19 protein-coding genes are annotated in these 22212 nt (G+C 72.2%); 11 read left to right on the forward strand and 8 right to left on the reverse strand.

Annotation, left to right across the window (positions count from 1 at the left end; all coding sequences use genetic code 11):
• Positions 1-34: 34 nt before the first annotated feature.
• The 3 genes from AB0G17_RS18930 to AB0G17_RS18940 are packed head-to-tail and all read left to right on the forward strand — an operon-like array spanning position 35 to position 3315.
• Positions 35-691, forward strand: a complete 657-nt coding sequence (locus tag AB0G17_RS18930) for a CoA pyrophosphatase (RefSeq protein ID WP_361383820.1) — start codon at positions 35-37, stop codon at positions 689-691.
• Positions 692-703: 12 nt separating this feature from the next.
• Positions 704-1927, forward strand: coding sequence for a MarP family serine protease (locus AB0G17_RS18935; protein ID WP_361383479.1), 1224 nt, complete (start codon positions 704-706; stop codon positions 1925-1927).
• Positions 1928-1974: 47 nt separating this feature from the next.
• Positions 1975-3315, forward strand: a complete 1341-nt coding sequence (locus tag AB0G17_RS18940; protein ID WP_361383482.1) for a 6-phospho-beta-glucosidase — start codon at positions 1975-1977, stop codon at positions 3313-3315.
• Positions 3316-3406: 91 nt separating this feature from the next.
• Here AB0G17_RS18940 and AB0G17_RS18945 read toward each other — a convergent pair whose 3' ends face one another.
• The 6 genes from AB0G17_RS18945 to AB0G17_RS18970 form a co-directional block, all read right to left on the reverse strand.
• Positions 3407-3586 (reverse strand): hypothetical protein, encoded by a 180-nt coding sequence (locus AB0G17_RS18945; protein ID WP_361383485.1) that lies wholly within the window; start codon positions 3584-3586, stop codon positions 3407-3409.
• A 150-nt stretch (positions 3587-3736) separates the two neighbouring features.
• Positions 3737-4693, reverse strand: a complete 957-nt coding sequence (locus AB0G17_RS18950; protein WP_361383489.1) for an alpha/beta hydrolase — start codon at positions 4691-4693, stop codon at positions 3737-3739.
• Positions 4690-5151, reverse strand: a complete 462-nt coding sequence (locus AB0G17_RS18955; RefSeq protein WP_361383492.1) for a phage holin family protein — start codon at positions 5149-5151, stop codon at positions 4690-4692. Before AB0G17_RS18955 ends, AB0G17_RS18950 begins: the two co-directional genes overlap by 4 nt.
• 74 nt (positions 5152-5225) lie before the next feature.
• The gene (gene nhaA / locus AB0G17_RS18960; RefSeq protein ID WP_361383495.1) at positions 5226-6644 is read right to left on the reverse strand and encodes a Na+/H+ antiporter NhaA; all 1419 of its coding nucleotides are present in this window, start codon (positions 6642-6644) and stop codon (positions 5226-5228) included.
• Positions 6645-7244: 600 nt separating this feature from the next.
• Positions 7245-9200 (reverse strand): acetate--CoA ligase, encoded by a 1956-nt coding sequence (gene acs, locus AB0G17_RS18965; protein WP_361383498.1) that lies wholly within the window; start codon positions 9198-9200, stop codon positions 7245-7247.
• Positions 9201-9497: 297 nt separating this feature from the next.
• Positions 9498-11813: a SulP family inorganic anion transporter gene (locus tag AB0G17_RS18970; protein ID WP_361383500.1), complete on the reverse strand. Its 2316-nt coding sequence runs from the start codon at positions 11811-11813 to the stop codon at positions 9498-9500.
• Between the two features lie 299 nt (positions 11814-12112).
• Here AB0G17_RS18970 and AB0G17_RS18975 point away from each other — a divergent pair, with 299 nt between their 5' ends.
• Positions 12113-13396 (forward strand): hypothetical protein, encoded by a 1284-nt coding sequence (locus AB0G17_RS18975; RefSeq protein WP_361383503.1) that lies wholly within the window; start codon positions 12113-12115, stop codon positions 13394-13396.
• 27 nt (positions 13397-13423) lie between these two features.
• Here the strand turns inward: AB0G17_RS18975 and AB0G17_RS18980 are convergent, their stop codons facing one another.
• Positions 13424-14422 carry an ATP-binding protein gene (locus AB0G17_RS18980; RefSeq protein ID WP_361383506.1) on the reverse strand — a complete coding sequence of 333 codons (999 nt, stop codon included), beginning with the start codon at positions 14420-14422 and terminating at the stop codon, positions 13424-13426.
• Positions 14423-14524: 102 nt separating this feature from the next.
• On the opposite strand from AB0G17_RS18980, the gene AB0G17_RS18985 reads away from it, so the two are divergent.
• Complete coding sequence (locus AB0G17_RS18985; RefSeq protein ID WP_361383509.1) at positions 14525-15352, forward strand: oxidoreductase; 828 nt, start codon at positions 14525-14527, stop codon at positions 15350-15352.
• A 397-nt stretch (positions 15353-15749) separates the two neighbouring features.
• On the opposite strand, the gene AB0G17_RS18990 is transcribed toward AB0G17_RS18985, so the two are convergent.
• Complete coding sequence (locus AB0G17_RS18990; RefSeq protein WP_361383512.1) at positions 15750-16586, reverse strand: HAD-IB family hydrolase; 837 nt, start codon at positions 16584-16586, stop codon at positions 15750-15752.
• A 456-nt stretch (positions 16587-17042) separates the two neighbouring features.
• On the opposite strand from AB0G17_RS18990, the gene ssd reads away from it, so the two are divergent.
• The 6 genes from ssd (at position 17043) to AB0G17_RS19020 (ending at position 22180) form a co-directional block, all read left to right on the forward strand.
• On the forward strand, positions 17043-18134 hold the full coding sequence (ssd, locus tag AB0G17_RS18995) for a septum site-determining protein Ssd (protein ID WP_361383515.1): 1092 nt from the start codon (positions 17043-17045) through the stop codon (positions 18132-18134).
• Between the two features lie 71 nt (positions 18135-18205).
• Positions 18206-19423, forward strand: a complete 1218-nt coding sequence (locus AB0G17_RS19000; protein ID WP_361383518.1) for a TadA family conjugal transfer-associated ATPase — start codon at positions 18206-18208, stop codon at positions 19421-19423.
• Complete coding sequence (locus AB0G17_RS19005) at positions 19420-20298, forward strand: type II secretion system F family protein (protein ID WP_361383521.1); 879 nt, start codon at positions 19420-19422, stop codon at positions 20296-20298. The genes AB0G17_RS19000 and AB0G17_RS19005 overlap by 4 nt, the downstream gene beginning before the upstream one ends.
• A 149-nt stretch (positions 20299-20447) precedes the next feature.
• Positions 20448-21308: a type II secretion system F family protein gene (locus AB0G17_RS19010; RefSeq protein ID WP_361383524.1), complete on the forward strand. Its 861-nt coding sequence runs from the start codon at positions 20448-20450 to the stop codon at positions 21306-21308.
• 178 nt (positions 21309-21486) lie between these two features.
• Complete coding sequence (locus AB0G17_RS19015; protein WP_361383527.1) at positions 21487-21675, forward strand: DUF4244 domain-containing protein; 189 nt, start codon at positions 21487-21489, stop codon at positions 21673-21675.
• Positions 21676-21787: 112 nt separating this feature from the next.
• Entirely contained in the window at positions 21788-22180 is a 393-nt protein-coding gene (locus tag AB0G17_RS19020; RefSeq protein ID WP_361383530.1) for a TadE family type IV pilus minor pilin, read from the forward strand.
• The last annotated feature ends 32 nt before the right edge of the window (positions 22181-22212 follow it).

Genomic DNA, 22212 nt, shown 5'->3' on the forward strand with positions numbered 1-22212 from the left:
TGACGCCCCTGCCAGGAGCCGGGACGCCCCCGCCGTGAGCCGTGACGGGCTGCCCGAGTGGCTCGGCCCCGTCGCGCGCGCGGCCGACGACATCGAGCCGCTCCAGCTCAGCCGGTTCCTGCCGCCCGAGAGCGGCGCCGGGCGCCAGTCCGCCGTGCTGATCCTCTTCGGCGACGGCCCGGCCGGGCCCGAGCTGCTGCTCATGGAGCGCGCCAGCCAGCTGCGCTCGCACGGCGGCCAGCCCTCGTTCCCCGGCGGCGCCCTCGACCCCGAGGACGGCGACCCCCAGACCACGGGCCCGCTGCGCGCCGCCCTGCGCGAGGCCGAGGAGGAGACCGGACTGGACCCCGAAGGGGTACAGATCTTCGGCGTGCTGCCCCGGCTCTACATCCCGGTGAGCGGTTTCGTGGTGACCCCCGTCCTGGGCTGGTGGCGCGAGCCGAGCGAGGTGCGGGCGGTGGACGCGGCCGAAACCGCCCGGGTCTTCACCGTCCCCGTGGCGGATCTCACGGACCCGGCCAACCGGGCCACCGCGGTCCACCCGCGCGGCCACGCAGGACCGGCCTTTCTGGTCGAATCCGCCCTCGTCTGGGGCTTCACGGCCGGTGTGATCGACCGGCTGCTGCACTTCGCGGGCTGGGAGCGCCCGTGGGATCGCACCAGGCGGGTCCCGCTCGACTGGCACGCGTGACAGGGTGGGCCCGTGAACGTGCTGGACATCCTGTTGCTGGTCGCCGCCGTGTGGTTCGCGATCGTCGGCTACCGCCAGGGCTTCGTCGTCGGCATCCTGTCGGTGATCGGCTTCCTCGGCGGCGGCCTCATCGCCGTGTACCTGCTCCCGGTCATCTGGGACCAGCTGACGGACAAGCGGACCGTGTCGACCACCGCCGCCATCGTCGCGGTCGTGGTCGTGATCGTCTGCGCCTCCGTGGGCCAGGCCTTCACCACCCACCTGGGCAACAAACTGCGCCAGCACATCACCTGGTCGCCCGCGCGCGCCCTGGACGCCACCGGCGGCGCGCTGGTCAACGTCGTGGCGATGCTGCTGGTCGCCTGGCTGATCGGCACCGCGCTCGCCCCGCTGGCCAACCCCCAGGACTCGTCGAGCCGGGGCAACGCGCTGGGACGGGCGGTCAACGACTCCCAGATCCTGCACGGCGTCGACAAGGCGATGCCCAAGCAGGCGTACACCTGGTTCTCGGACTTCTCCTCCATGCTGGCGCAGAACGGGCTGCCGCAGGTCTTCGCCCCGTTCACCAACGAGTCGATCACCAAGGTCCCGCCGCCCGACCAGGCGCTGGCGACCGGCCCCGTCGCCGCTCAGGCCAAGCGCTCGATCGTCAAGGTCACCGGCACCGCACCGAGCTGTGGCAAGCGCCTGGAGGGCACCGGTTTCGTCTTCGCCGAGCGCCGGGTGATGACCAACGCCCACGTAGTGGGCGGTGTGGAAGACCCCAAAATCCAGATAGGCGGTACGGGCAAGACGTACGACGCGACCGTGGTGCTCTACGACTGGCGCCGCGACATCGCCGTCCTGGACGTCCCCGACCTAAAGGCCCCGGTGCTGCACTTCTCCTCCCAGCAGGCGCACAGCGGCAGCGGCGCGATCGTCGCGGGCTTCCCCGAGGACCAGCCGTACGACGTGCGCGCCGCGCGCGTCCGCGGCCGGATCACCCCGCCCGGCCCGGACATCTACCACCGCGGCACGGTCACCCGCGAGGTCTACTCGCTGTTCACCACGGTCCGCCCGGGCAACTCCGGAGGCCCCCTCCTCACCCCCGACGGCAAGGTCTACGGAGTGGTCTTCGCCAAGTCCCTCGACGACCCGAACACCGGATACGCGCTGACGGCCGGCGAGATCCGCCAGGACATCGAGCTGGGCCGCACCGCCAACCAGCAGGTCGACAGCCAGCAGTGCGCCCTGTGACCGCCGCGCTGCCGCCCCGCTGACCCCGACTCCCCGAAGAGGCCGGAATGCGACTGACGATCCTCGGCGGCGGCGGTTTCCGCGTGCCGCTCGTGTACCGCGCCCTGCTGCGTGACCACGCGCCCGGCCGGGTCACCGAGGTCACGCTGTACGACGTGGACGCGGCCCGGCTCGCCGCCATCGCCAAGGTCCTCGTCGACCAGGCGCGCGACTTCCGGGACGCCCCCGCCGTACGGGCCACCACCGACCTCGACGAGGCCCTGCGCGGCGCCGACTTCGTCTTCTCCGCGATCCGTGTCGGGGGCTTGGCGGGCCGCGCCGCCGACGAGCGGATCGCGCTCGCCCAGGGTGTCCTGGGCCAGGAGACGGTCGGTGCGGGCGGCGTCGCGTACGGACTGCGGACCGTGCCCGTGGCGGACGCGATCGCCCGCCGGATCAAGGCGGTCGCCCCCGGCGCCTGGGTCATCAACTTCACCAATCCGGCCGGTCTCGTCACCGAGGCCATGGGCCGCCACCTGGGTGAACGCGTGATCGGCATCTGCGACTCGCCGGTCGGCCTGGCCCGCCGCGTGGCCCGTACGGTCGGCGCGGACCCGGACGCCCTACGGCTGGACTACGCGGGCCTGAACCACCTGGGCTGGCTGCACGGCCTGTACGAGGGCGAGGAGAACGTGCTGCCGCGCCTGTTCGCGGACGACGCGCTGCTGACCTCGTTCGAGGAGGGCAAGCTCTTCGGCGCCGACTGGCTGCGCTCACTGGGTTCGGTGCCCAACGAGTATCTGCACTACTACTACTTCAACCGCGAGGCCGTGGCCGCGTACCGGCAGGCGGAGCTCACGCGCGGCGCCTTCCTCCTGGACCAGCAGGCGCGCTTCTACGCGGCCGTGGCCGACGGCGAGCAGGCGTGGGACGCCTGGGACCGCACCCGCGCCGAGCGCGAGGCGACGTACATGTCCGCGAACCGGGAGGCCTCGGGCGCGGGCGAGCGCGCCGCCGACGACATGGAGTCCGGCGGGTACGAGAAGGTCGCGCTGGCGCTGATGCGGGCCATAGCGCGCGACGAACCGGCGACGCTCATCCTCAACGTCCGCAACGGCGCCTCGCTGCACGCCCTCGACGCCGAGGCGGTCGTCGAGATCCCGTGCCGCGTCGACGCGTCAGGCCCGAGCCCGCTGCCCGTCACCCAGCTGACGGGCCACGAGGCGGGCCTGGTCAGCGCTGTGAAGGCGGTCGAGCGGTGTGTCCTGGAGGCCGCCGAGGGCGGGTCCGCGCGAGCGGCGGTGAAGGCCTTCGCCCTGCATCCGCTGGTCGACTCCGTCCAGGTCGCCCGACGGCTCCTGGACGGCTACCGGGACGCCCACCCGGGCCTCGCGTACCTGCGCCCGTAAGCACGTACGCACGTAAGCACGTACGCACGTACGTAAGCCCGTACGTACGGCGCGCACGCGCAACCCGCGCTACGCGGACCGGGCGCTCGTACTACGTACGCGCATGGCGCAGCCGGGCCGAGACCCAGCGGGCCCGGCGGCGGAGGATATGCGGAATACCGAGTTGGGGATCATGGCCCTGACCTTGCGGGCCGCCCCTCTCGTGCGAAATCGGCGCGGTGGCCGAGCGGCGGTTGCGTGCTGCGTCACCGTAGTCGTGCGTCCAGCCCATACCCCGACGTCTGCCCGGGCCCCAAGGTCGGTAACCGCGTCTCGGGCGGCCAATTGGCCTATGCGCCAGGCATTTGGCTGTTCGTCAGACAAACGTTCCCGTTCGCTTGCCGGACGGGGGAGCGGACCGGGCGGCCGGTCCGCCGTCGGTCTACCGGTCGGGCTCGGGGTCCTTCAGCCAGTTCACCAGCTCCGCCGAGAACGCGGCCGGGTCCTCCTCGTGGGGGAAGTGGCCCAGGCCGTCGAAGAGCCGCCAGCGATAGGGGGCTTCGACGTACTCGCCGGAGCCCGCCGCGCTGCGGGTGCGCATCACCGGGTCGAGCGAACCGTGCAGATGCAGCGTCGGTACCCGTACCGGCCGCTTCATCCGGCGGTTGAACTGCATGCCGTCGGGCCGCGCCATCGACCGCACCATCCAGCGGTACGGCTCGATCGAGCAGTGCGCGGTCGACGGGATGGTCATCGCCCGCTGATAGATCTCCACGGCCTCGTCCTCCGGCGCCACCGGACCCGACCACTCCCGCACCAGCCGCCCCACCAGCGCCGCGTCGTCCGCGACGAGCTGACGCTCCGGCAGCCACGGCCGCTGGAAGCCCCAGATGTACGAACCGGCCCGCGACTGCGAGAGGTCGGAGAGCATCGCGGAGCGCCAGCGCCTCGGGTGCGGCATCGACGAGACGACCAGCCGGCGCACCAGCTTGGGCCGCATCACGGCCGCCGTCCACGCCAGATAGCCGCCCAGGTCATGGCCGACCAGCGCCGCGTCCGGCTCGCCCAGCGACCGGATGACGCCGGTGATGTCCAGCGCGAGGTTGGCCGGATCGTAGCCCCGGGGCGTGCGGTCGCTGCCGCCGACGCCGCGCAGGTCCATCGCGACCGCCCGGAAACCGGCGTCGGCGAGCGCGGTCAGCTGGTGCCGCCACGTCCACCAGAACTGCGGAAAGCCGTGGAGCAGCAACACCAGCGGACCGTCACCCAGCTCCGCGATGTGGAAGCGCGCACCATTTGCCGCTACGTCCCTGTGTGTCCAGGGACCATCGATGCGGACGGGGCTGCCATTGCCGCCGGGGCTGCCCGTGGCGCCGGTACCGGTATCAGGTGCGGTCATGCAGACGAGCGTGCCACAGCCGGGGCCTGCTCCGTGACCGGGCGGGGATGCGGCTTGACGCCGCCGAGCACGGCGGCGGTCTCCTTGGCCGACGCGATGGACTTCTCCGGCGGCTTGACCTTCTTGAACTTGGCCACGGACAGCAGCCCGAGCAGGGCCGCGAGCAGCAGGAACGCGCCGCCCACGATCAGGAACGACCAGGCGAGGCCCAGTCCCAGGTTGTGGATCCCGTACGCCGCCGCGAAGCTCAGCACGGGCAGCGAGAACAGGACGAGCACTCCCGCGGTACTGATGGCGAGGCCACCGATCGCCCCGCGCTTGACGTCCTGGCGCAGCTCCGCCTTGGCGAGTGCGATCTCGTCGTGCACCAGCGCGGACATCTCGGCGGTCGCCGAGGCGACCAGCTGGCCGAGGCTGCGGTCGGCGCCGCCGACGGCGGTGTTGCTGGGGTCGCTCATTCGCTGACTCCCTCTTCTCTCTCCGGTCCCGTCATCTCCCGGCCCAGATGTCCTTCTCCGGCCCAGATGTCAGATCATGCCGGACGGTCGGCCTCGTCGCTCCCCGCCCCCGCCAGTTGTGCGAGGCGGCGGTGCTCGGCGGCCTTCTCCTCGTAGATGGTGGCCATCCGCAAGTGGTAGGCCGGATTGTGCTGTTCGTACACGTCAGGGATGCCGTCGCGGTCCTCGTCGCGCTCCTCCTCCTCGACGAGCGCCTGGTACCGGCGTACCCGCAGTTTGAGCAGGACGGTCGCGAAGACGGCCGCGATCAGCGAGCCCATCAGCACGGCGGCCTTGATCTCGTCCGTCAGCGCGCCCTCGCCGTCGAAGGCCAGCTCCCCGATGAGCAGCGAGACGGTGAAGCCGATCCCGGCGAGCGCGGCGACGGCGAAGACGTCCGGCCAGGCCAGGTCGTCATTGAGCTCCGCCCTGGTGAACCGGGCGGCGCACCAGGTGCCGCCGAAGATCCCGACCGCCTTGCCGACCACGAGACCGAGCACCACGCCGAGTGTCTCCGGCCGCGTGAACACATCGGCGAGCGCCCCGCCGCTGACGCCCACGCCCGCCGACATCAGGGCGAAGAGCGGCACGGCGAGCCCGGCGGAGAGCGGCCGCACCAGGTGCTCGATGTGCTCGCCGGGGGAGTGCTCCTCGCCGTCGCGGCGGGTGCAGCGCAGCATCAGGCCCATGGCGACGCCCGCGACGGTGGAGTGGACGCCGCTGTTGTACATCAGCCCCCAGATGACCAGCGCCAGCGGTACGTACACGTACCAACCGCGCACGCCCTTGCGCAGCAGCACCCAGAAGACGGCGAGGCCGACGACGGAGCCGGCAAGGGCGGCGAAGTCGATCTCTTGGGTGAAGAAGACGGCGATGATGAGAATGGCGAAAAGATCGTCGACCACGGCGAGCGTCAGCAGGAACGCGCGCAGGGCGGACGGCAGCGAGGTCCCGATGACCGCGAGCACGGCGAGCGCGAAGGCGATGTCGGTGGCCGTCGGCACGGCCCACCCGTCCATCGCGCCGCCGCCGACGGTGTTGACCAGCGTGTATACGAGCGCCGGCACGGCCATTCCGCAGATCGCGGCGATCACCGGCAGCGCGGCGGCCTTGGGATCGCGCAGCTCACCGGCGACCAGCTCGCGCTTGAGCTCGATTCCGGCGACGAAGAAGAAGATCGCGAGGAGGCCGTCGGCGGCCCAGTGCTGCAACGAGAGATCGAGCCCGAGCGCCCCGATGCCGACGTGGAACCCGCGCACCTCGGCGTAACTGCCACCGAGGGTGTTGGCCCAGATCAGCGCCGCGATCGCGGCCACGAGCAGCAGCACACCGCCGACGGTCTCGGCCCGCAGCGCATCCGCGACGAAGTTCCGCTCGGGCAACGAGAGCCGCCCGAGAAACTTCCGGCTGCTGCTCTCGTCGCTGCTGTCCTTACGGGTTACGGGCGCGGCCACAGGGGACGACCTCCGGTCGGTTCGACGGGCATGACAAAGCACGTTGCCGACCAGACTTCCCGGCGCACCTGGGTCCTACGTGTCGCACGCGTGGCGCGCGTCGCGCGCCCTTGACGTGAGGACGCGATCCTTACTTTACCTAAGTCTTTACCCGGGCGCGGTGGGATGATTCCGGTTGATCGTCACTTTATGCGCAAGTGGGGCGGGGGGCATGGGGGGGCGGCCCGGGGCCCCGGGGCCCGGTGCCCGTCTGCGGGCGGGCCCCAGCGGCCGGCAGACGAGGGGCGGGGCGGAGCGCGGAGGCGGGGCCGCAGGCCCATACGAGGGGCGCGGGGAACTGCGCGACTAGCCCCCACCGGCCGGCAGCCGAGGGGCGGGGGCGGAGCCCAAAAGCGGGGTGCAGGGGCCGCAGGCCCCGCGATGGGGCGCAGGGGTGCAGCCCCGCTCGGGGGGCCGGGGGCGGAGCTCCCGGGGTAGCCTCCCCCCACCTCAACCCACCCCCGCCCCCGGAGGGTTCAGGGAAGGGGCGGGGTGGGGGAAAATCCGGAGGCCCAGCCACACACGCAGCGCAGCCCGGACCCCCGCACCCCCACCCCCCGCTCAGTCCTCGCTGGAAGCGCCCGGCAGCTTCGTCTGAATCAGATCCATCACCGACGAATCCGTCAGCGTCGTGACATCCCCCAGCTCCCGGTTCTCCGCGACATCCCGCAGCAACCGCCGCATGATCTTCCCCGACCGGGTCTTCGGCAGCTCCGCCACCGGCAGAATCCGCTTCGGCTTGGCGATCGGCCCCAGCGTGGCGCCCACGTGCGCCCGCAGCTCCTCCACCAGCCCGTCCGTCTCCGCCGCCGACCCCCGCAGGATCACGAACGCGACGATCGCCTGCCCGGTCGTCTCGTCGGCCGCGCCGACCACCGCCGCCTCGGCGACCGACGGGTGCGAGACGAGCGCCGACTCGACCTCGGTCGTCGAGATGTTGTGCCCGGACACGAGCATCACGTCATCGACGCGGCCGAGCAGCCAGATGTCCCCGTCATCGTCCTTCTTCGCCCCGTCCCCGGCGAAGTACTTGCCTTCGAACCGCGACCAGTACGTGTCGATGAACCGCTGGTCGTCGCCCCAGATCGTGCGCAGCATCGACGGCCACGGCTCGGTGAGCACCAGATACCCGCCACCCCCGTTCGGCACCTCGTGCGCCTCGTCGTCCACGACGGTCGCCGCGATGCCCGGCAGCGCCGCCTGTGCGGAGCCCGGCTTCGTCTCGGTCACTCCCGGCAGCGGCGAGATCATCATCGCGCCGGTCTCCGTCTGCCACCACGTGTCGACGATCGGGCACTTGTCGGCCCCGATGTGCTTGCGGTACCAGATCCACGCCTCGGGGTTGATGGGCTCGCCCACCGACCCGAGCACCCGCAGCGACGACAGGTCGAACTTCGCGGGGATGTCGTCGCCCCACTTCATGAACGTACGGATCGCCGTCGGCGCCGTGTAGAGGATCGTCACGCCGTACTTCTGGACGATCTCCCAGAACCGCCCCTGGTGCGGGGTGTCCGGCGTGCCCTCGTACATGACCTGCGTCGCGCCGTTGGCCAGCGGCCCGTACACGATGTACGAGTGGCCGGTCACCCAGCCGATGTCGGCGGTGCACCAGTACACATCGGTCTCGGGCTTGAGGTCGAAGACCGCGTGGTGGGTGTACGCGGCCTGCGTCAGATAGCCGCCGGACGTGTGCAGGATGCCCTTCGGCTTCCCCGTGGTGCCCGACGTGTACAGGATGAACAGCGGGTGCTCGGCGTCGAACGCCTGCGGGGTGTGCTCGGCCGACTGGCGGCCGACGATGTCGTCCCACCAGACGTCCCGGCCCTCGGTGAAGGCGGTCTCCTGGCCCGTACGCCGTACCACCAGGACGTGCTCGACCTGCGGGCACCTCGCCACGGCATCGTCGATCGCGGGCTTGAGCGCGGACGGCTTGCCGCGCCGGTACCCGCCGTCCGCCGTGATGACCAGCTTCGCGTCGGCGTCCTGGATACGGGAGGCGACGGCGTCGGCCGAGAACCCGCCGAACACCACCGAGTGCGCCGCGCCGATCCGCGCGCAGGCGAGCATCGCGACGGCCGCCTCGGGGATCATCGGCATGTACACCGCGACCCGGTCGCCGGCCCGGACGCCCAGCTCCGTAAGGGCGTTGGCGGCCCGTGAGACCTCGTCCTTCAGCTCGGCGTAGGTGAGGGAGCGGCTGTCGCCGGGCTCGCCCTCGAAGTGAATGGCGACCCGGTCACCGTTCCCGGCCTCGACGTGCCGGTCCACGCAGTTGTACGCGACGTTGAGCTGCCCGTCGGCGAACCACTTCGCGAACGGCGGGTTCGACCAGTCGAGCGTCTCGGTCGGTTCGGTGGCCCAGGTGAGGCGCCGGGCCTGCTCGGCCCAGAAGCCCAGCCTGTCAGCCCTGGCCTGCTCGTACGCCTCCGCCGTCACGTTGGCGTTGGCAGCCAGCTCGGCAGGAGGAGCGAACCGGCGCTCCTCCTTCAAGAGGTTGGCCAGGCTTTCGTTGCTCACGACATCTCCCTTTCCCAGGGCGTCCTATGTGCCTATGTGTCCCGGGCCATAGCTCATCAGGCCAATCGCCGGGTGACAAGAGTCTCCCGAAAATTGGTTTAGACCTGTAAGGGGTCCGGGGCGTCGGCGTGTCATCAGACGTTCTCACGGACCAGGTCCGCCCTGGGTTCAGGCATACGTAGGAGGCACGGCGCCCTATGCCCCTGGCGCCCCTGCCCCCGGCGCCCCACTCCCTCGGCGCCCCGCGCCCCGGCGCCACGTCAGGCGCCGGAGCACCTGAGGTGTCGCAGCACCACCTCAGGTGCAGGACGCCTCAAGGGCCGTCGGCCCCACCCCCTCGAACACCTCCTCGCAGTCGTCGGAGGCCAGCAAGTACGCCTGCGCCTCGCCCACATGGAAGTACATCCCGTGCAGCGTCAGCGTGCCCTCGGCCAGCCGCCGCGCCACCGACTCATGGCGGCGCAGATGGTCCAGCTGCTGCACCACATTGGTGAGACAGAGCTGCTCGACGGCGTCGGCGGGCAGCCGCCCGGCGATCCGCGCCCAGGCGTGCTTGCGGCTCGCCATCCGCTCCAGGCTGGGCAGCCCGTGCCGCAGCCACCGCCGCAGGGGCGTCTGCGGGGCGTCCGGCTTGCTGTTCAGCAGCGCCTGCATCGCCCCGCAGCCGGAGTGCCCGCAGACGGTGATGGACTCGACCCGCAGCACCTCGACCGCGTACTCGATCGCCGCCGCCACCGAGTCGTCGCCGCACTCCGCGCCGGGCGGGGGCACCAGATTGCCGACGTTGCGCACGGTGAACAGATCGCCCGGGCCGCTCGACGTGATCATGCTGGTGACCAGCCGGGAGTCCGCGCAGGTGAGGAAGAGCTGGGAGGGCTGCTGTCCCTCGCGCGCCAGCCGCGCCAGCTCGTCCCGCACCAGCGGCGCGGTGTTGCGCTGGAACGAGCTGAGCCCGCTGGCCAGTTGATGCCCGTGTCGCCGGGGCGCCGACGCCTTGTCGTGGCAGTGGTGGTTGCGCCAGGGGGTCCAGGGCCGGCAGCAGTTCTGCGAGCCGGAGGCGGGCTCGGTGATCCGCGCGCCGGAGCGGCCGGTCATCCGCACCTCGCCACCGCGCGCGGTGTGCGCGGCCTGCCAGCCGTGCAGTGCCTCGTACGCGGCGTGGTCCATGAACGAGCCGTCCAGTTCCACGACGGCGCTCGCCCCTTGGGGCACCTGGTTGAGCGACCGGGTCAGCCGGGGCACGGCCAGGAACGTCAACTGCCCGCGTGCGCTCACCAGATACGACAGGTCGTCCTGGCGGTGCACCGTGATCCGGGTCCGCGCGACCCGGCGCAGCGCGACCGCGACGGCCACGCCGATCCCGATGACCACGCCCTGGAGCACCCCGAACAGGAGCACCCCGGCCACCGTCGCCACGTACACCATGAACTCGCGGTGCTTGTGGACGTTGCGGATGTGGGCGAAGGACACCATCTGGATGCCGACCATCATCACCAGCGCGGCCAGCGCCGCCAGCGGGATCCACTCCAGGACGGCCACCAGGAGACCGGCGGCGAGCAGCACCCACGCCCCATGCAGCACGGTGGAGGCGCGGCTGGTCGCCCCCGCTCTCACGTTGGCGCTGCCACGCACCGCGCCCCCGGAGACGGGCATTCCGCCGAGCAGCCCGGAGAGGGCGTTGGCGATGCCCTGTCCGCGCAACTCCCGGTCGAGGTCGGCCCGGGCGGGTGCGGCGCCGCTGGGGCGCTCGGCGGCCAGCTTGTCCACGGCGACGGCGGAGAGCAGCGACTCCAGGCTGGCCACCAGCGTCACCGTGAGCACGGCGGAGGCCAGCCCGGCCACCGGCCCATGCGGCAGCTCGGGCAGCACATGGGCGTCCCAGGAGGGCAGGTCGACCCGGGCGATGCCGGGCGCGGCGACGGCCGCCGCCCCGGTGGCGATCACCACGCAGGCGAGCGCGGCGGGGATACGGCGCAGGGCCTGCCCGAAGCGCCCCGGAAGGCGGGGCCACGTCATCAGCACGGCGATGGTGAGCGCCCCGATGAGGGGTGCGGCAGGGCCGACCTTGGCCAACTGGCCTGGGAGAGCTTGGGCGTTGTCGACGGCCGAGCTCTGTGGGGAGCCGCCCAGGACGATGTGGAGCTGGGCGAGCGCGATGGCGGCGCCGATGCCGGCGAGGGTGCCGTGCACGATGGCGGGGCTCACGGCGAGCGCGGAGCGCGCCGTCTTCAGTGAGCCGAGTGCGATCTGGAGCAGACCCGCGAGAACGGTGATGGCGCAGGTGGTGCGCCAGCCGTAGCTCTGGATCAACTCGGCCGACACCACCGTGAGTCCGGCGGAGGGGCCACTGACAAGGAGCGGTGAGCCGCCGAGCAGCCCGGCGACGATGCCGCCGACACCGGCGGCGATGAGGCTGGCTTCCAGCGGGGCGTCGATGGCGACGGCGAGGCCGAGCGACATCGGGACGGCGAGCAGGAAGACGGTGACGGATGCGGACAGATCGGCTCCGGCGATCCGGAAGCGGCGGCCTCCCTTCCTGAAGGGCGGGGGGTGTGGGTGCTGGCTGTCGGTGTGAGTGAGGGGCTGGGTGCGAGTGGGGGCGCAGGCAGACATGTTTCCCGTCTCCTCCGGGGCAGCGCGGTCGCGGATGTGGGGGTCGCGGCCGTGGGTCACGGCGTGCAGCGGCGGGATTCTCAACTCTCGGTAAACGAATCGTAATGCAGAGTAAAGGTCAGCGCTGCGCATTTAGGGCAAATAGGCCAACGGTTCACTCTCAATGGTGAATAAGCAGCTTTTCGTGCGGCCTGTCGCGTCTCCTTCCCCCATGCTGCGTGTCACTTTTGCGGCGATTTCATGACATTCAGTGCAAGCGATCTTCGGATCGGCTGATCTGCGAGGAAGAGGGTGGGCGGATGATGGCCGCCACGAAGAGGATCGCCACTGGCGCCGTCGTCGCCGCGCTGGTCGCGGTCGCCGCCGGATGTTCGGTGGGCAACGGGACCAAGGCGGCCGTGCCCGGCCCCGGAGCGGCCGGCGCCGCCGCCCCCAAGAGCGCCGTGCGCCTGATCGGGGACGGCTCCACCGCGTTCACCGGGCTCCAGCCCCATCTGCTGAAGCCGCGCAAGCTGGCGCCCGGTCAGCAGCCGCCGCAGTTCGTGGTGTTCTCCTGGGACGGCGCGGGCGAGGACAGCCAGCGGCTGTTCTCCCACTTCCGCGAGGTCGGCAAGAAGTACAACGCGACGATGACGTACTTCCTCAGCGGTGTGTACATGCTCCCGGAGGAGAAGCGCGAGCGGTACACCGCGCCCAAGCATTCGCCGGGCAGTAGCGACATCGGGTTCAACGACCTCAAGGGCATCAAGGACACGGTCACCCAGCTGCGCGGTGCGTGGCAGGAGGGCAACGAGGTCGGCACCCACTTCAACGGCCACTTCTGCGGGAACGACGGCGGCGTCGGCACCTGGTCGGTGGACGAGTGGAAGAGCGAGATCGCGCAGGCCAAGTCGTTCGTGAAGAACTGGAAGTCCAACTCCGGGCTCACGGCGGAGGCACCGCTTCCGTTCGACTACGACAAGGAGCTCATCGGCGGCCGCACGCCCTGCCTGGAGGGCCGCAAGAACTTCGTGCAGGCGGCCGGCCAGCTCGGCTGGCGCTATGACACCAGCGGCGTCAACGACCAGGTGTGGCCGAAGAAGAACGGCAACGGCATCTGGGACCTGTCCATGCAGCTGGTGCCGGTCCCGGGCCGCGGCTTCCAGACGCTGTCCATGGACTACAACTTCTACATGAACCAGTCGGGGGCGGTGACGGGCGACGCCGACCAGCACGAGCACTGGGGCAACCAGATGCGCGACGGCCTGCTCCAGGCCTTCGACCGCTCGTACAACGGCAACAGGGCACCGCTGATCATCGGCAACCACTTCGAGTCCTGGAACGGCGGCACGTACATGCGGGCCGTCGAGGACACGATCAAGACGGTCTGCGTCAAGCGCGACGTGCACTGCGTGTCGTTCCGCCAGCTCGCCGACTGGCTGGACGCGCAGGACCCGTCGACACTCGACAAATTCCGTCAGCTGAAGGTCGGAGAGGCGCCGAAGGGCGGCTGGACGGCCTTCCTGGCCGCCCAGCCCGCCGCTCCGGTCCAGCGGGTCAAGCCGCTCCCGCAGCCCGGCCTCAAGCAGGCCGCCGCGCGCTGACCCCCTCCGCGAGCCGCGCTCGCGAGGTCAGCTCGGCTGCGGAACCGCGAGTTCCTCCCGCAGCTCCTCCCGCAGGACGAAGTCGGGGTCGACCTGGGCCGCCAGGTCGGCCCCCGTCTTCGCGTTCCCCCAGCTCTCGGCGTTCTTCAGATGGAAGTGGACCATCTGCCGCGTGTACCGCTCCCAGTCGCGCGCCTCGTACGAGTCGTCCGCCGCGTTCTGCAGGGCCTGGAGGGCGAGCCGGTTGTCGGCCTCCAGGAGCTCGAAGCGCGGCGGGCGCCCCTTCTCCATCGCGCGCACCCAGTCGGAGTGGCCGACCGTGACCAGCAGGTCCTCGCCCACCTCGGCCCGCAGGAAGTCCAGGTCGTCCTGGCTCTGCACCTTGTTGCCGACGACCTTCAGCGCGACCCCGAAGTCCCGTGCGTACTCCTTGTACTGGCGGTACACCGACACGCCCTTGCGGGTCGGCTCGGCCACCAGGAAGGTCATGTCGAAACGCGTGAACATCCCGGACGCGAACGAGTCCGACCCGGCCGTCATGTCGACGACCACGTACTCGTCCGGCCCGTCCACCAGGTGGTTCAGGCACAGCTCCACCGCGCCGACCTTCGAGTGGTAGCAGGCCACGCCCAGATCGGACTCGTTGAACGGGCCGGTGGCCATCAGCCGGATGTCCCCGTCGTCGAGCACCACCCGCCGCGCACACGCCTCGTACACCGGATTCGACTCGCGGATCCGCAGCAGCCGTGAGCCGCGGCCCGGAGGCGTGGTCTTGATCATCGTCTCGGTGGAGGCGATACGGGGGTTGGTGCCGCGCAGATACTCCTTGATCAGCGGCAGCTGTGCGCCCAGCGCGGGCAGCTGCGCGGCCTCCGCCTCGTCGAGCCCGAGCGCGGCGCCCAGGTGCTGGTTGATGTCGGCGTCGACCGCGAGCACGGCGGCCTCGTTGGCGGTGAGGTGGCGGATGAAGAGCGAGGACAACGTGGTCTTGCCGCTGCCGCCCTTCCCTACGAAAGCGATCTTCATGTTCACCAACGGTAATCGTGCGACAGCACCATGTAGGGGTGACGAGTGAAGAAGACCACTCGAAGGTGGGGTGTGGGCCGGGGGCGCGTAGCCTCGCTACTTATGAGTACGAACGCCTCGTCGGCCGCCGATCCGCTTGTCGCCCTGGGCTCGCTGCCGGGTGTCCCGGACGCCGTGGACTCCGTACGCAAAGCCGTCGACCGGGTCTACGGGCACCGTGTCATGCGGCGGCGCAGCAATGAGATCACCTCGGAGGCGGCGCTGCGCGGGGCGCGCGGCAGTGCCGCGCTCTCCGGCGCCGACTGGGCGCTGGAAGAGGTGCGGCGGCGCACCGACTTCGGCTCGGAGGCCGAGGCGCGCGCGGTCGGCGCGGCCCTGCGGCTGACCGCCGAGGCCGGCCAGCTGCTCTCCATCTGGCGGCAGTCGCCGCTGCGGGTGCTCGCCCGGCTGCACCTGGTCGCGGCCGCCGACTCCGCCGACACGGTCGGCCGGCCCCGTCAGCACGGTGAGCCGGTGGACGAGCCGCTGATCGAGCTGCCGCTGCCGGACGCGGACGAGGTGGCGGGCCGCCTGGAGGGGCTCTCGCAGCTGATCATCGCGGGGTCCTCGGCCCCGGCGCTGGTCACGGCCGCGGTGGTACACGGCGAACTGCTCGCCCTGCGTCCGTTCGGCTCCTACAACGGGCTGGTCGCGCGGGCCGCCGAGCGCATCGTGCTCATCGGCAGCGGTCTGGACCCGAAGTCGATCTGCCCGGCCGAGGTCGGCCACGCGGAGCAGGGGCGCGCGGCGTACGCGGCGGCGCTGGACGGCTACGCCTCGGGGACGCCGGAGGGTGTGGCGGCCTGGATCACGCACTGCGGGCGCTCGATCGAGCTCGGTGTACGGGAGTCGACGGCCGTCTGTGAGGCGCTTCAGCGCGGAGCGGCGTAGACGATGTCGTAGGCCGCGCGGCCCAGGAAACAGGGCGCCGGAAAAGGGTTGCGGCGGTACCGGATCGGTACCGCCGCTGGCATGTTCACCGTGTTACCAAGCGTCCTCGAATGTTGCCCATCAGGTCTGGAACTTTGCCCGTCACCTGGTGCGGCTGGCCCGTAATCGACGGGTCGACGTCGCGTGGGTGCTCGATGTCCATGCTCGGTCCGTGGGGCCGTGTTGCGTAGAAGGTGATCCTCTCGGATGTCCCAGGTCTCGCGGGCCGTTGCCTTATTTGTACTCCAGGCCGGGGTGAAGCGGAACCCCTGACTGCACTTCTTTACTTTTAGGTTCAAACACGGCGGAAACGGTCAGTGCTGATCGGAGGCTCGCCGGAAGGCGCTGCCCCCTCGCGTCAGCTCGCGGCCGCGGCGCGCCGCCGGGTGGCGTACCAGACCAGCCCCGCTGTGGCCGCCGCGGCGCCCACGGCGGCCGCCGCGACCAGGGCCGGTCGGGGCGGCATCGAGAGCGCGGGCAGCCGCTGCTTGAGTCGAACGGGTCGGTTGAAGACGAGAACCGGCCAATCTCGGATGGCCGCTTCGCGCCGGAGTGCCCGATCCGGGTTGACCGCGAAGGGGTGGCCCACCGCCTCCAGCATCGGGACGTCCGTCGCCGAGTCGCTGTACGCGTAGCAGCGGGCCAGGTCGTAGCCCTCGGAGGCGGCGAGCTCCTTGACGGCCTCCGCCTTGGTGGGGCCGTAGGCGTAGTACTCGACGTCGCCCGTGAAGCAGCCGTCGGGGCCCACGACCATTCGGGTGGCCACCACGCGGTCCGCCCCGAGCAGCTCGCCGATCGGCTCGACCACCTCGGCGCCCGAGGTCGAGACGATCACGACGTCGCGGCCCGCGGTGTGGTGCTCCTCGATGAGGGAGGCGGCCTCGTCGTAGATGATCGGATCGATCAGGTCGTGGAGCGTCTCGGCGACGATCTCCTTCACCTGCTGGACGTTCCAGCCCTTGCAGAGCGCCGACAGATACTCGCGCATCCGCTCCATCTGATCGTGGTCAGCGCCGCCCGCGAGGAACACGAACTGTGCGTAGGCCGTACGCAGCACGGCCCGGCGGTTGATGAGCCCCCCTTGATAGAAGGACTTGCTGAACGTGAGAGTCGACGACTTGGCAATGACTGTCTTGTCCAAGTCGAAGAAGGCGGCGGTCCGCGGCAAGGAGTGGTTTTCCACGAAGGCGAGCATAGGCGCCCACCATTCGGCGTACGCTGGGGCGTGTGGGTTTGCCTGAGAAGGCTCTCGGGTACACCATGGAAGTCACGGATCGTTCGCGACCGTGCTAACCCGGTCCGGCTCCTCCCCCCCCGAGTCGGCCGGAGAGACGACCCCCGCTCTCCCCCCCGGCGGGGGTCGTCGCATGTCCGGATGCTTTTTCGGGCCTCGCACACGATCCTTCCCCCTCCCTCGGGCCGCGTCGGCTCCTCCCTCTGCCTGTCCAAACTCGTCACGGAGCGTAACGGTTCCGGTGCGCTCTGGAAGTCACCGGTATAGGTGAGCGGAATATTCACAACCGGCGAGTTGTCCACAGTTTTCGACCAAGATCCACTTGATTTCCGGAACCGCTCCACCGTGATTCCAGTTCGCGAGATCCGCGGACGCGAGGAATCGCAGTGAGAGGGGGCGGAGATCGTGGACGGATCCATGGCTTCCGACCGGTCCGAGGGCACTCAGGGGCGGCGTGCGGGCCCGCTGATCGTCACCGAGGACGAGGCGTTGCTCGACGATCTGCTGCGGCTGTGCGCCGCCGCCGGGGCCGAGCCCGAGGTGCATCACACCGTCCCCGAGCGCCGCTCCGGCTGGGAGAGCGCACCGCTGATCCTGGTCGGGGACGACGCGGCCGCCCGGGTGCGCGGCGCCGCGCGAAGGCGCGGAGTCCTGCTCGTCGGGCGGGACCAGGACGACCCCGGGGTGTGGCAGCGCGCGGTGGAGATCGGCGCCGACCACGTGCTGCGGCTGCCCGACGCGGAGCAGTGGCTGGTCGACCGGATCGCGGACGCGGCGGAGGGCGTGGGCCGCCAGGCGCTCACCGTCGGAGTGGTCGGCGGGCGGGGCGGAGCCGGCGCCTCGACGCTGGCCTGCGCCCTGGCGGTGACCGCGGCCAGAGCCGGCCGGCGCACCATGCTCATCGACGGCGACCCCCTGGGAGGCGGCCTCGACGTGCTCCTCGGGGGCGAGCAGGCCGAGGGCAGACGGTGGCCGGATTTCGCCGCCTCCCGTGGCCGGGTCGCCGGGGGCGCGCTGGAGGAGTCACTGCCGCATCTGCACGCGCTGCGCGTGCTCAGCTGGGACCGGGGCGACTCGGTGGCGATCCCGGCGGAGGCGATGCGGGCGGTCCTGGCTGCCGCGCGCAGACGCGGTGGCGTCGTGGTCGTCGACCTGCCCAGGCGCGTGGACGACGCGGTGGCGGAGGCCCTGGCCCAGCTCGACCTGGGCCTGCTGGTCGTACCCGCCGAACTGCGGGCGGTCGCGGCGGCCAACCGGGTCGCCTCCTCCGTCGGCATGGTGCTGCGGGACCTGCGCGCGGTGGTGCGGGGTCCGTATGCGGCGGGGCTCGACGAGCAGTGGGTGGCGGCCGCCCTGGGGCTCCCGCTCGCAGGTGAACTCCCGGTGGAGTACGGCCTGCTGGAGGCCCAGGAGAAGGGTGCCCCGCCGGGCAGCGACGAGCGCGGCCCCCTCTCCCGCTTCTGCACGGCCTTCTGGGAGCAGGCGCTGATGGGGGGTGCGGTCGCATGAGTACGGGTCGCGTGAGCGCGGGCCGCGTGCGTACGGGGCGTCCGAGTGCGGGGCGTGTGGATACGGGGCGCATGAGCGTGGGTGCGGGTGCGGGGGTGCCTTCGGGTGGCGCGCCGGGCGGGCCGGGCCCGGCGGGGGCGTCGCCCAGGCCGCTGCTCGACGCGGTGCGCCGGCAGCTCGCGGAGAGCGGGGCCGAGCCGACCCCGGCCCGGGTCGCGGCGGCGCTGCGGGCCCAGGGGAGGCTGCTGGGTGACACGGAAGTCCTCGGCGGTGCCGAGGAGTTGCGCTCCGAGCTGGTCGGCACGGGCCCGCTGGAGCCGCTGCTCGCCGATCCCGCGGTGACGGACGTCCTGGTGTCGGCCCCGGACCGGGTCTGGGTGGACCGGGGCGCCGGGCTCGAACTCACCGGGGTCCGCTTCAGCGACACGGCCGCGGTGCGCCGACTGGCCCAGCGGCTGGCGGCGGTCGCCGGACGGCGCCTCGACGACGCCCGTCCCTGGGTGGACGCCCGGTTGCCGGACGGGACCCGGATGCACGCGGTGCTGGCACCGGTCGCGGTCGGGGCGGACTGTCTGTCGCTGCGGGTGGTGCGGCCCAGGGCCTTCTCGCTGGACGAACTGGTCGCCGCCGGGACGGTGCCGCCGGGCGGGGACGGCGTGCTGCGGGCGCTCATCGAGGCCCGGACCTCGTTCCTGGTGAGCGGGGGTACGGGCACCGGCAAGACCACCCTGCTGTCGACGCTCCTCGGCCTCGTCGGAGAGCGTGAACGCATCGTCCTGGCCGAGGACTCGGCGGAGTTGAGGCCCGACCATCCCCATGTGGTGCGGCTGGAGTCACGACCCGCCAACCAGGAGGGCGCGGGCCTGGTGACCCTGCGGGACCTGGTGCGCCAGGCGCTGCGGATGCGGCCGGACCGGCTGGTCGTGGGCGAGGTGCGCGGCGCCGAGGTGACAGACCTGCTGGCCGCGCTCAACACCGGCCACGAGGGCGGCTGCGGCACGGTGCACGCCAATACGGCAGCGGACGTGCCCGCCCGTCTGGAGGCTTTGGGCACCGCGGCCGGGCTCGACCGGGCGGCCCTGCACAGCCAGTTGGCGGCGGCGCTCTCGGTGGTGCTCCATCTCGTGCGGGACAGGTCCGGGCGGCGCCGGGTCGCCGAGGTCCGGGTCCTTGAGCGGGACGCGGCGGGGCTGGTGGTGGCCGTCCCGGCGCTGCGCTGGGGCATGGGCGGCTTCATCCAGGAACGCGGCTGGGAACGGCTGCGGGTGCTGCTCGGGGGTGCGTGGTGACGGCCTGGACGGCGTCGGGCCCGCCCGGGCCGTTCACACCGGTCTCGGCGGCGGCGGTGTGCGCCTTCGCGGCGGCCTGGCTCTCGGTGGGGCGGGAGCAGGGGCTGCGCAGGGCACGGCTGATCGTCGCGGGAGGCGCGGTGGAGCCCGAGGAGCCGCCGTGGGGACGGCTCTGGGGGCGGTTGCGTGCCAAAGCGCGGGTGGAGTGGCTGTGCCTGCCGGCCGCGGTGGTCGTGGCGGTGCTGGCGGGCTCGGTGCTGCCGCTGGCCGCCGGGGCGGTGGCGGTGCCGCTGGTGGGGCGGCGGCTGCGGGCCCGGGAGCGCGAGCGGGGGAAGTGGCTCCGGGCCGACGAGGTCGTCTCCTGGTGCGGGGCGGTCGCCGGGGAGTTGCGGGCGGGACGCCAGCCCGGCCAGGCGCTGGCGCTGGCCACCCGGGACACGGAGGCGCTGGGCGGCGCCGAGCCACTGGTGCTGGCGGCGGCACGGTTCGGCGGCGATGTGCCCGGGGCCCTGCGCGAGGCGGCCCGCGAGCCGGGCGCGGAAGGGCTCGCGGGGGTGGCCGCGTGCTGGCAGGTGGCGGTCGACGGCGGCGCGGGCCTCGCGGCCGGCCTGGAGCGCCTGGAGGCCGCGCTGCGGGCCGAGCGGGACCAACGGGAGGAGCTGAGGGCCCAGTTGACCGGGCCGCGCACGACGGCTGCCCTGCTGGCCCTGCTGCCCGCCCTCGGCCTCCTGCTCGGTACGGCGATGGGAGCGGACCCCCTGCGGGTGCTGCTGCACACCCCCGCCGGGCTCGGCTGCCTGGCTCTGGCCGGGGTTCTGGAGGCGGCGGGGCTGTACTGGACGGCGCGGATCACCCGGGCGGGGGAACGGGGGTGAGCGGGCGTCTCGGGCCCGGGGGCGCGGGCGGGGGCGGAGAAGCGCTCCGAGATGTTTTCCACGGGGGTGTTCTCCACGAGGGCGTTCTCCGTGGTGACGTTCTCCACGGTGACGTTCTCCACGGGGATGTTTTCCACAGGCTGGGGGTGATGGTGGCGATCGCGGCCCTCCTCCTGTGGATGGGGCTGGAGGTGGCACGCCGCAGACGGGAGAGGGCGGTGCGGCGGCGGGTCGTGGAACTGCTCGCGGCGGCTCTGGAAGCGGAAGCGGATGCGGATGCAGCGGATGCAGCAGCGGGGGCCTGGGCGGGGCCCGCGCGGCGCAATAGGGCGCAGGCCTGGCTACCGGCCAGGTGGTCGCCGGCCAGGTGGCTGCCGATCGCCCGGCTGCTGGGCGGTGGCGCGGCGCGCGGGCCGCTCGTCCGGGCCTGGGCCGGGCCGCTGGGGGTGCTGGCCGCCGCGTACGTACTGATCGGCGGGATGGCAGGAGCCGTGGCGGGGCTGGCAGCGGCGTACGGGATCCGGCGCTGGGGGCGCCGCCGGAAGCCACCGGCGCGCCCCGGGGCCGGAGCGGTGGACCCGGAACTGCCGCTCGCGGCCGATCTGCTGGCCGCCTGTCTGTCGGCCGGAGCGGGTCCGCGCGAGGCGGCCGGGGCCGTGGGGGAGTCGCTGGACGGACCGGTCGGGCGGCGGCTGGCCCAGATCGCCGCCGAGTTGCGGCTGGGCGGCGATCCGGTCGAGGCGTGGGGGAGGTTGGGGGCGATACCGGGCGCGGCCGGGCTGGCCCGGTGCCTGGAGCGAGCCGCCTCGTCGGGCGCGCCCGCGGCGGGCCCGGTCGGACGCGTGGCCGAGCGATGCCGTGCCGAGCGGGCACGGACGACGGCTGCCCGGGCCCGGCGGGCGGGCGTACTGATCACTGGGCCGCTGGGGCTCTGCTTTCTGCCCGCGTTCCTGGCGGCGGGGGTGGCGCCGGTGGTGATCGGGCTGGCGGGCGGCCTGCTCAAGCGCTGAGGCGTGGGCCGACGACGCGGGCCTTCAACAGCTCACTTGAGCGGGCCCTCCACAGCTCACTCAATCAGCGCAACGGCGCAACGGCGCAACAGCGCAACGGCGCAACAGCGCAAGAAATCGGCAGTGCAAGAACTCGACAGTGCAACAGCAGGACTGGACTCACACACATGGGGTTGGGATGAAGGCATGGATGCGGTGCGTCGCGCGACGGGTGCGCCGGGACGCCGGTATGACGACCAGCGAGTACGCGGTCGGAACGATCGCCGCGTGCGGCTTCGCGGCGGTGCTCTACAAGGTGGTGACGAGCGGGGCCGTCTCCACGGCGCTTCAGTCGCTGGTGGAGAGGGCGCTCGATGTGCAGCTCTGAGGGTGGCGGTTCCGGGGTGGGCGGCGCCCGCCCCGGGCGGGGCCCTCGGTCCGGGAGAGGCCCTCGGTCCGGGAGAGGCCGAAGGCTGGGCCGGGGCCGGTGGCGTCGGCCCTTGGGAGGAGCTCTCAGGATCGACCGGGGCTTCGTGACGGCCGAGGCGGCCGTGGTGATACCGGCGCTGGCGTTGTTCGCCCTCGCCCTGCTGTGGGCGCTGATGGCGGCGGCCGCCCAGATCGAGTGCCTGGACGCGGCCCGGGCGGGGGTCAGGGCGGCCGCGCGGTCCGAGGCCGAGGGTGCCGTCCTTGCCGCAACCCGCTCGGCGGCCCCGAGCGGGGCGCGGGTGGCGCTCCGGCGGGACGGCGACCTGTGGCGCGTACGGGTAGAGGCCCCGACCCCGGGGCCCCGCGCGCTGGCCCTGACGCTGAGCGCGGACGCGGCCGCGCTGGCGGAGGACACGGTGGGGGAGCCGGCGGCAGGGCAGCCCGTGGCGGGGGAGGAGCGGTGAGGAGGCCGAGGATGCGCGGTGGGCTCAGAGAA

The organism is Streptomyces sp. NPDC023838 (genome assembly GCF_040639555.1).
In the GTDB taxonomy this organism is placed as follows: Bacteria; Actinomycetota; Actinomycetes; order Streptomycetales; family Streptomycetaceae; genus Streptomyces.

What these genes read in the sequence shown, in the direction of transcription:
- AB0G17_RS18945 (WP_361383485.1), bottom strand. Translation starts at nt 3,586, where the DNA reads ATGGGCTGGACGCACGACTACGGTGACGCAGCACGCAACCGCCGCTCG.
- AB0G17_RS19015 (WP_361383527.1), top strand. Translation starts at nt 21,487, where the DNA reads ATGAAGGCATGGATGCGGTGCGTCGCGCGACGGGTGCGCCGGGACGCC.
- AB0G17_RS18990 (WP_361383512.1), bottom strand. Translation starts at nt 16,586, where the DNA reads ATGCTCGCCTTCGTGGAAAACCACTCCTTGCCGCGGACCGCCGCCTTC.
- AB0G17_RS19000 (WP_361383518.1), top strand. Translation starts at nt 18,206, where the DNA reads ATGAGCGTGGGTGCGGGTGCGGGGGTGCCTTCGGGTGGCGCGCCGGGC.
- AB0G17_RS18970 (WP_361383500.1), bottom strand. Translation starts at nt 11,813, where the DNA reads ATGTCTGCCTGCGCCCCCACTCGCACCCAGCCCCTCACTCACACCGAC.
- AB0G17_RS18975 (WP_361383503.1), top strand. Translation starts at nt 12,113, where the DNA reads ATGATGGCCGCCACGAAGAGGATCGCCACTGGCGCCGTCGTCGCCGCG.
- AB0G17_RS18980 (WP_361383506.1), bottom strand. Translation starts at nt 14,422, where the DNA reads ATGAAGATCGCTTTCGTAGGGAAGGGCGGCAGCGGCAAGACCACGTTG.
- AB0G17_RS19010 (WP_361383524.1), top strand. Translation starts at nt 20,448, where the DNA reads ATGGTGGCGATCGCGGCCCTCCTCCTGTGGATGGGGCTGGAGGTGGCA.
- AB0G17_RS18940 (WP_361383482.1), top strand. Translation starts at nt 1,975, where the DNA reads ATGCGACTGACGATCCTCGGCGGCGGCGGTTTCCGCGTGCCGCTCGTG.
- AB0G17_RS18955 (WP_361383492.1), bottom strand. Translation starts at nt 5,151, where the DNA reads ATGAGCGACCCCAGCAACACCGCCGTCGGCGGCGCCGACCGCAGCCTC.
- AB0G17_RS18985 (WP_361383509.1), top strand. Translation starts at nt 14,525, where the DNA reads ATGAGTACGAACGCCTCGTCGGCCGCCGATCCGCTTGTCGCCCTGGGC.
- AB0G17_RS18950 (WP_361383489.1), bottom strand. Translation starts at nt 4,693, where the DNA reads ATGACCGCACCTGATACCGGTACCGGCGCCACGGGCAGCCCCGGCGGC.
- ssd (WP_361383515.1), top strand. Translation starts at nt 17,043, where the DNA reads ATGGCTTCCGACCGGTCCGAGGGCACTCAGGGGCGGCGTGCGGGCCCG.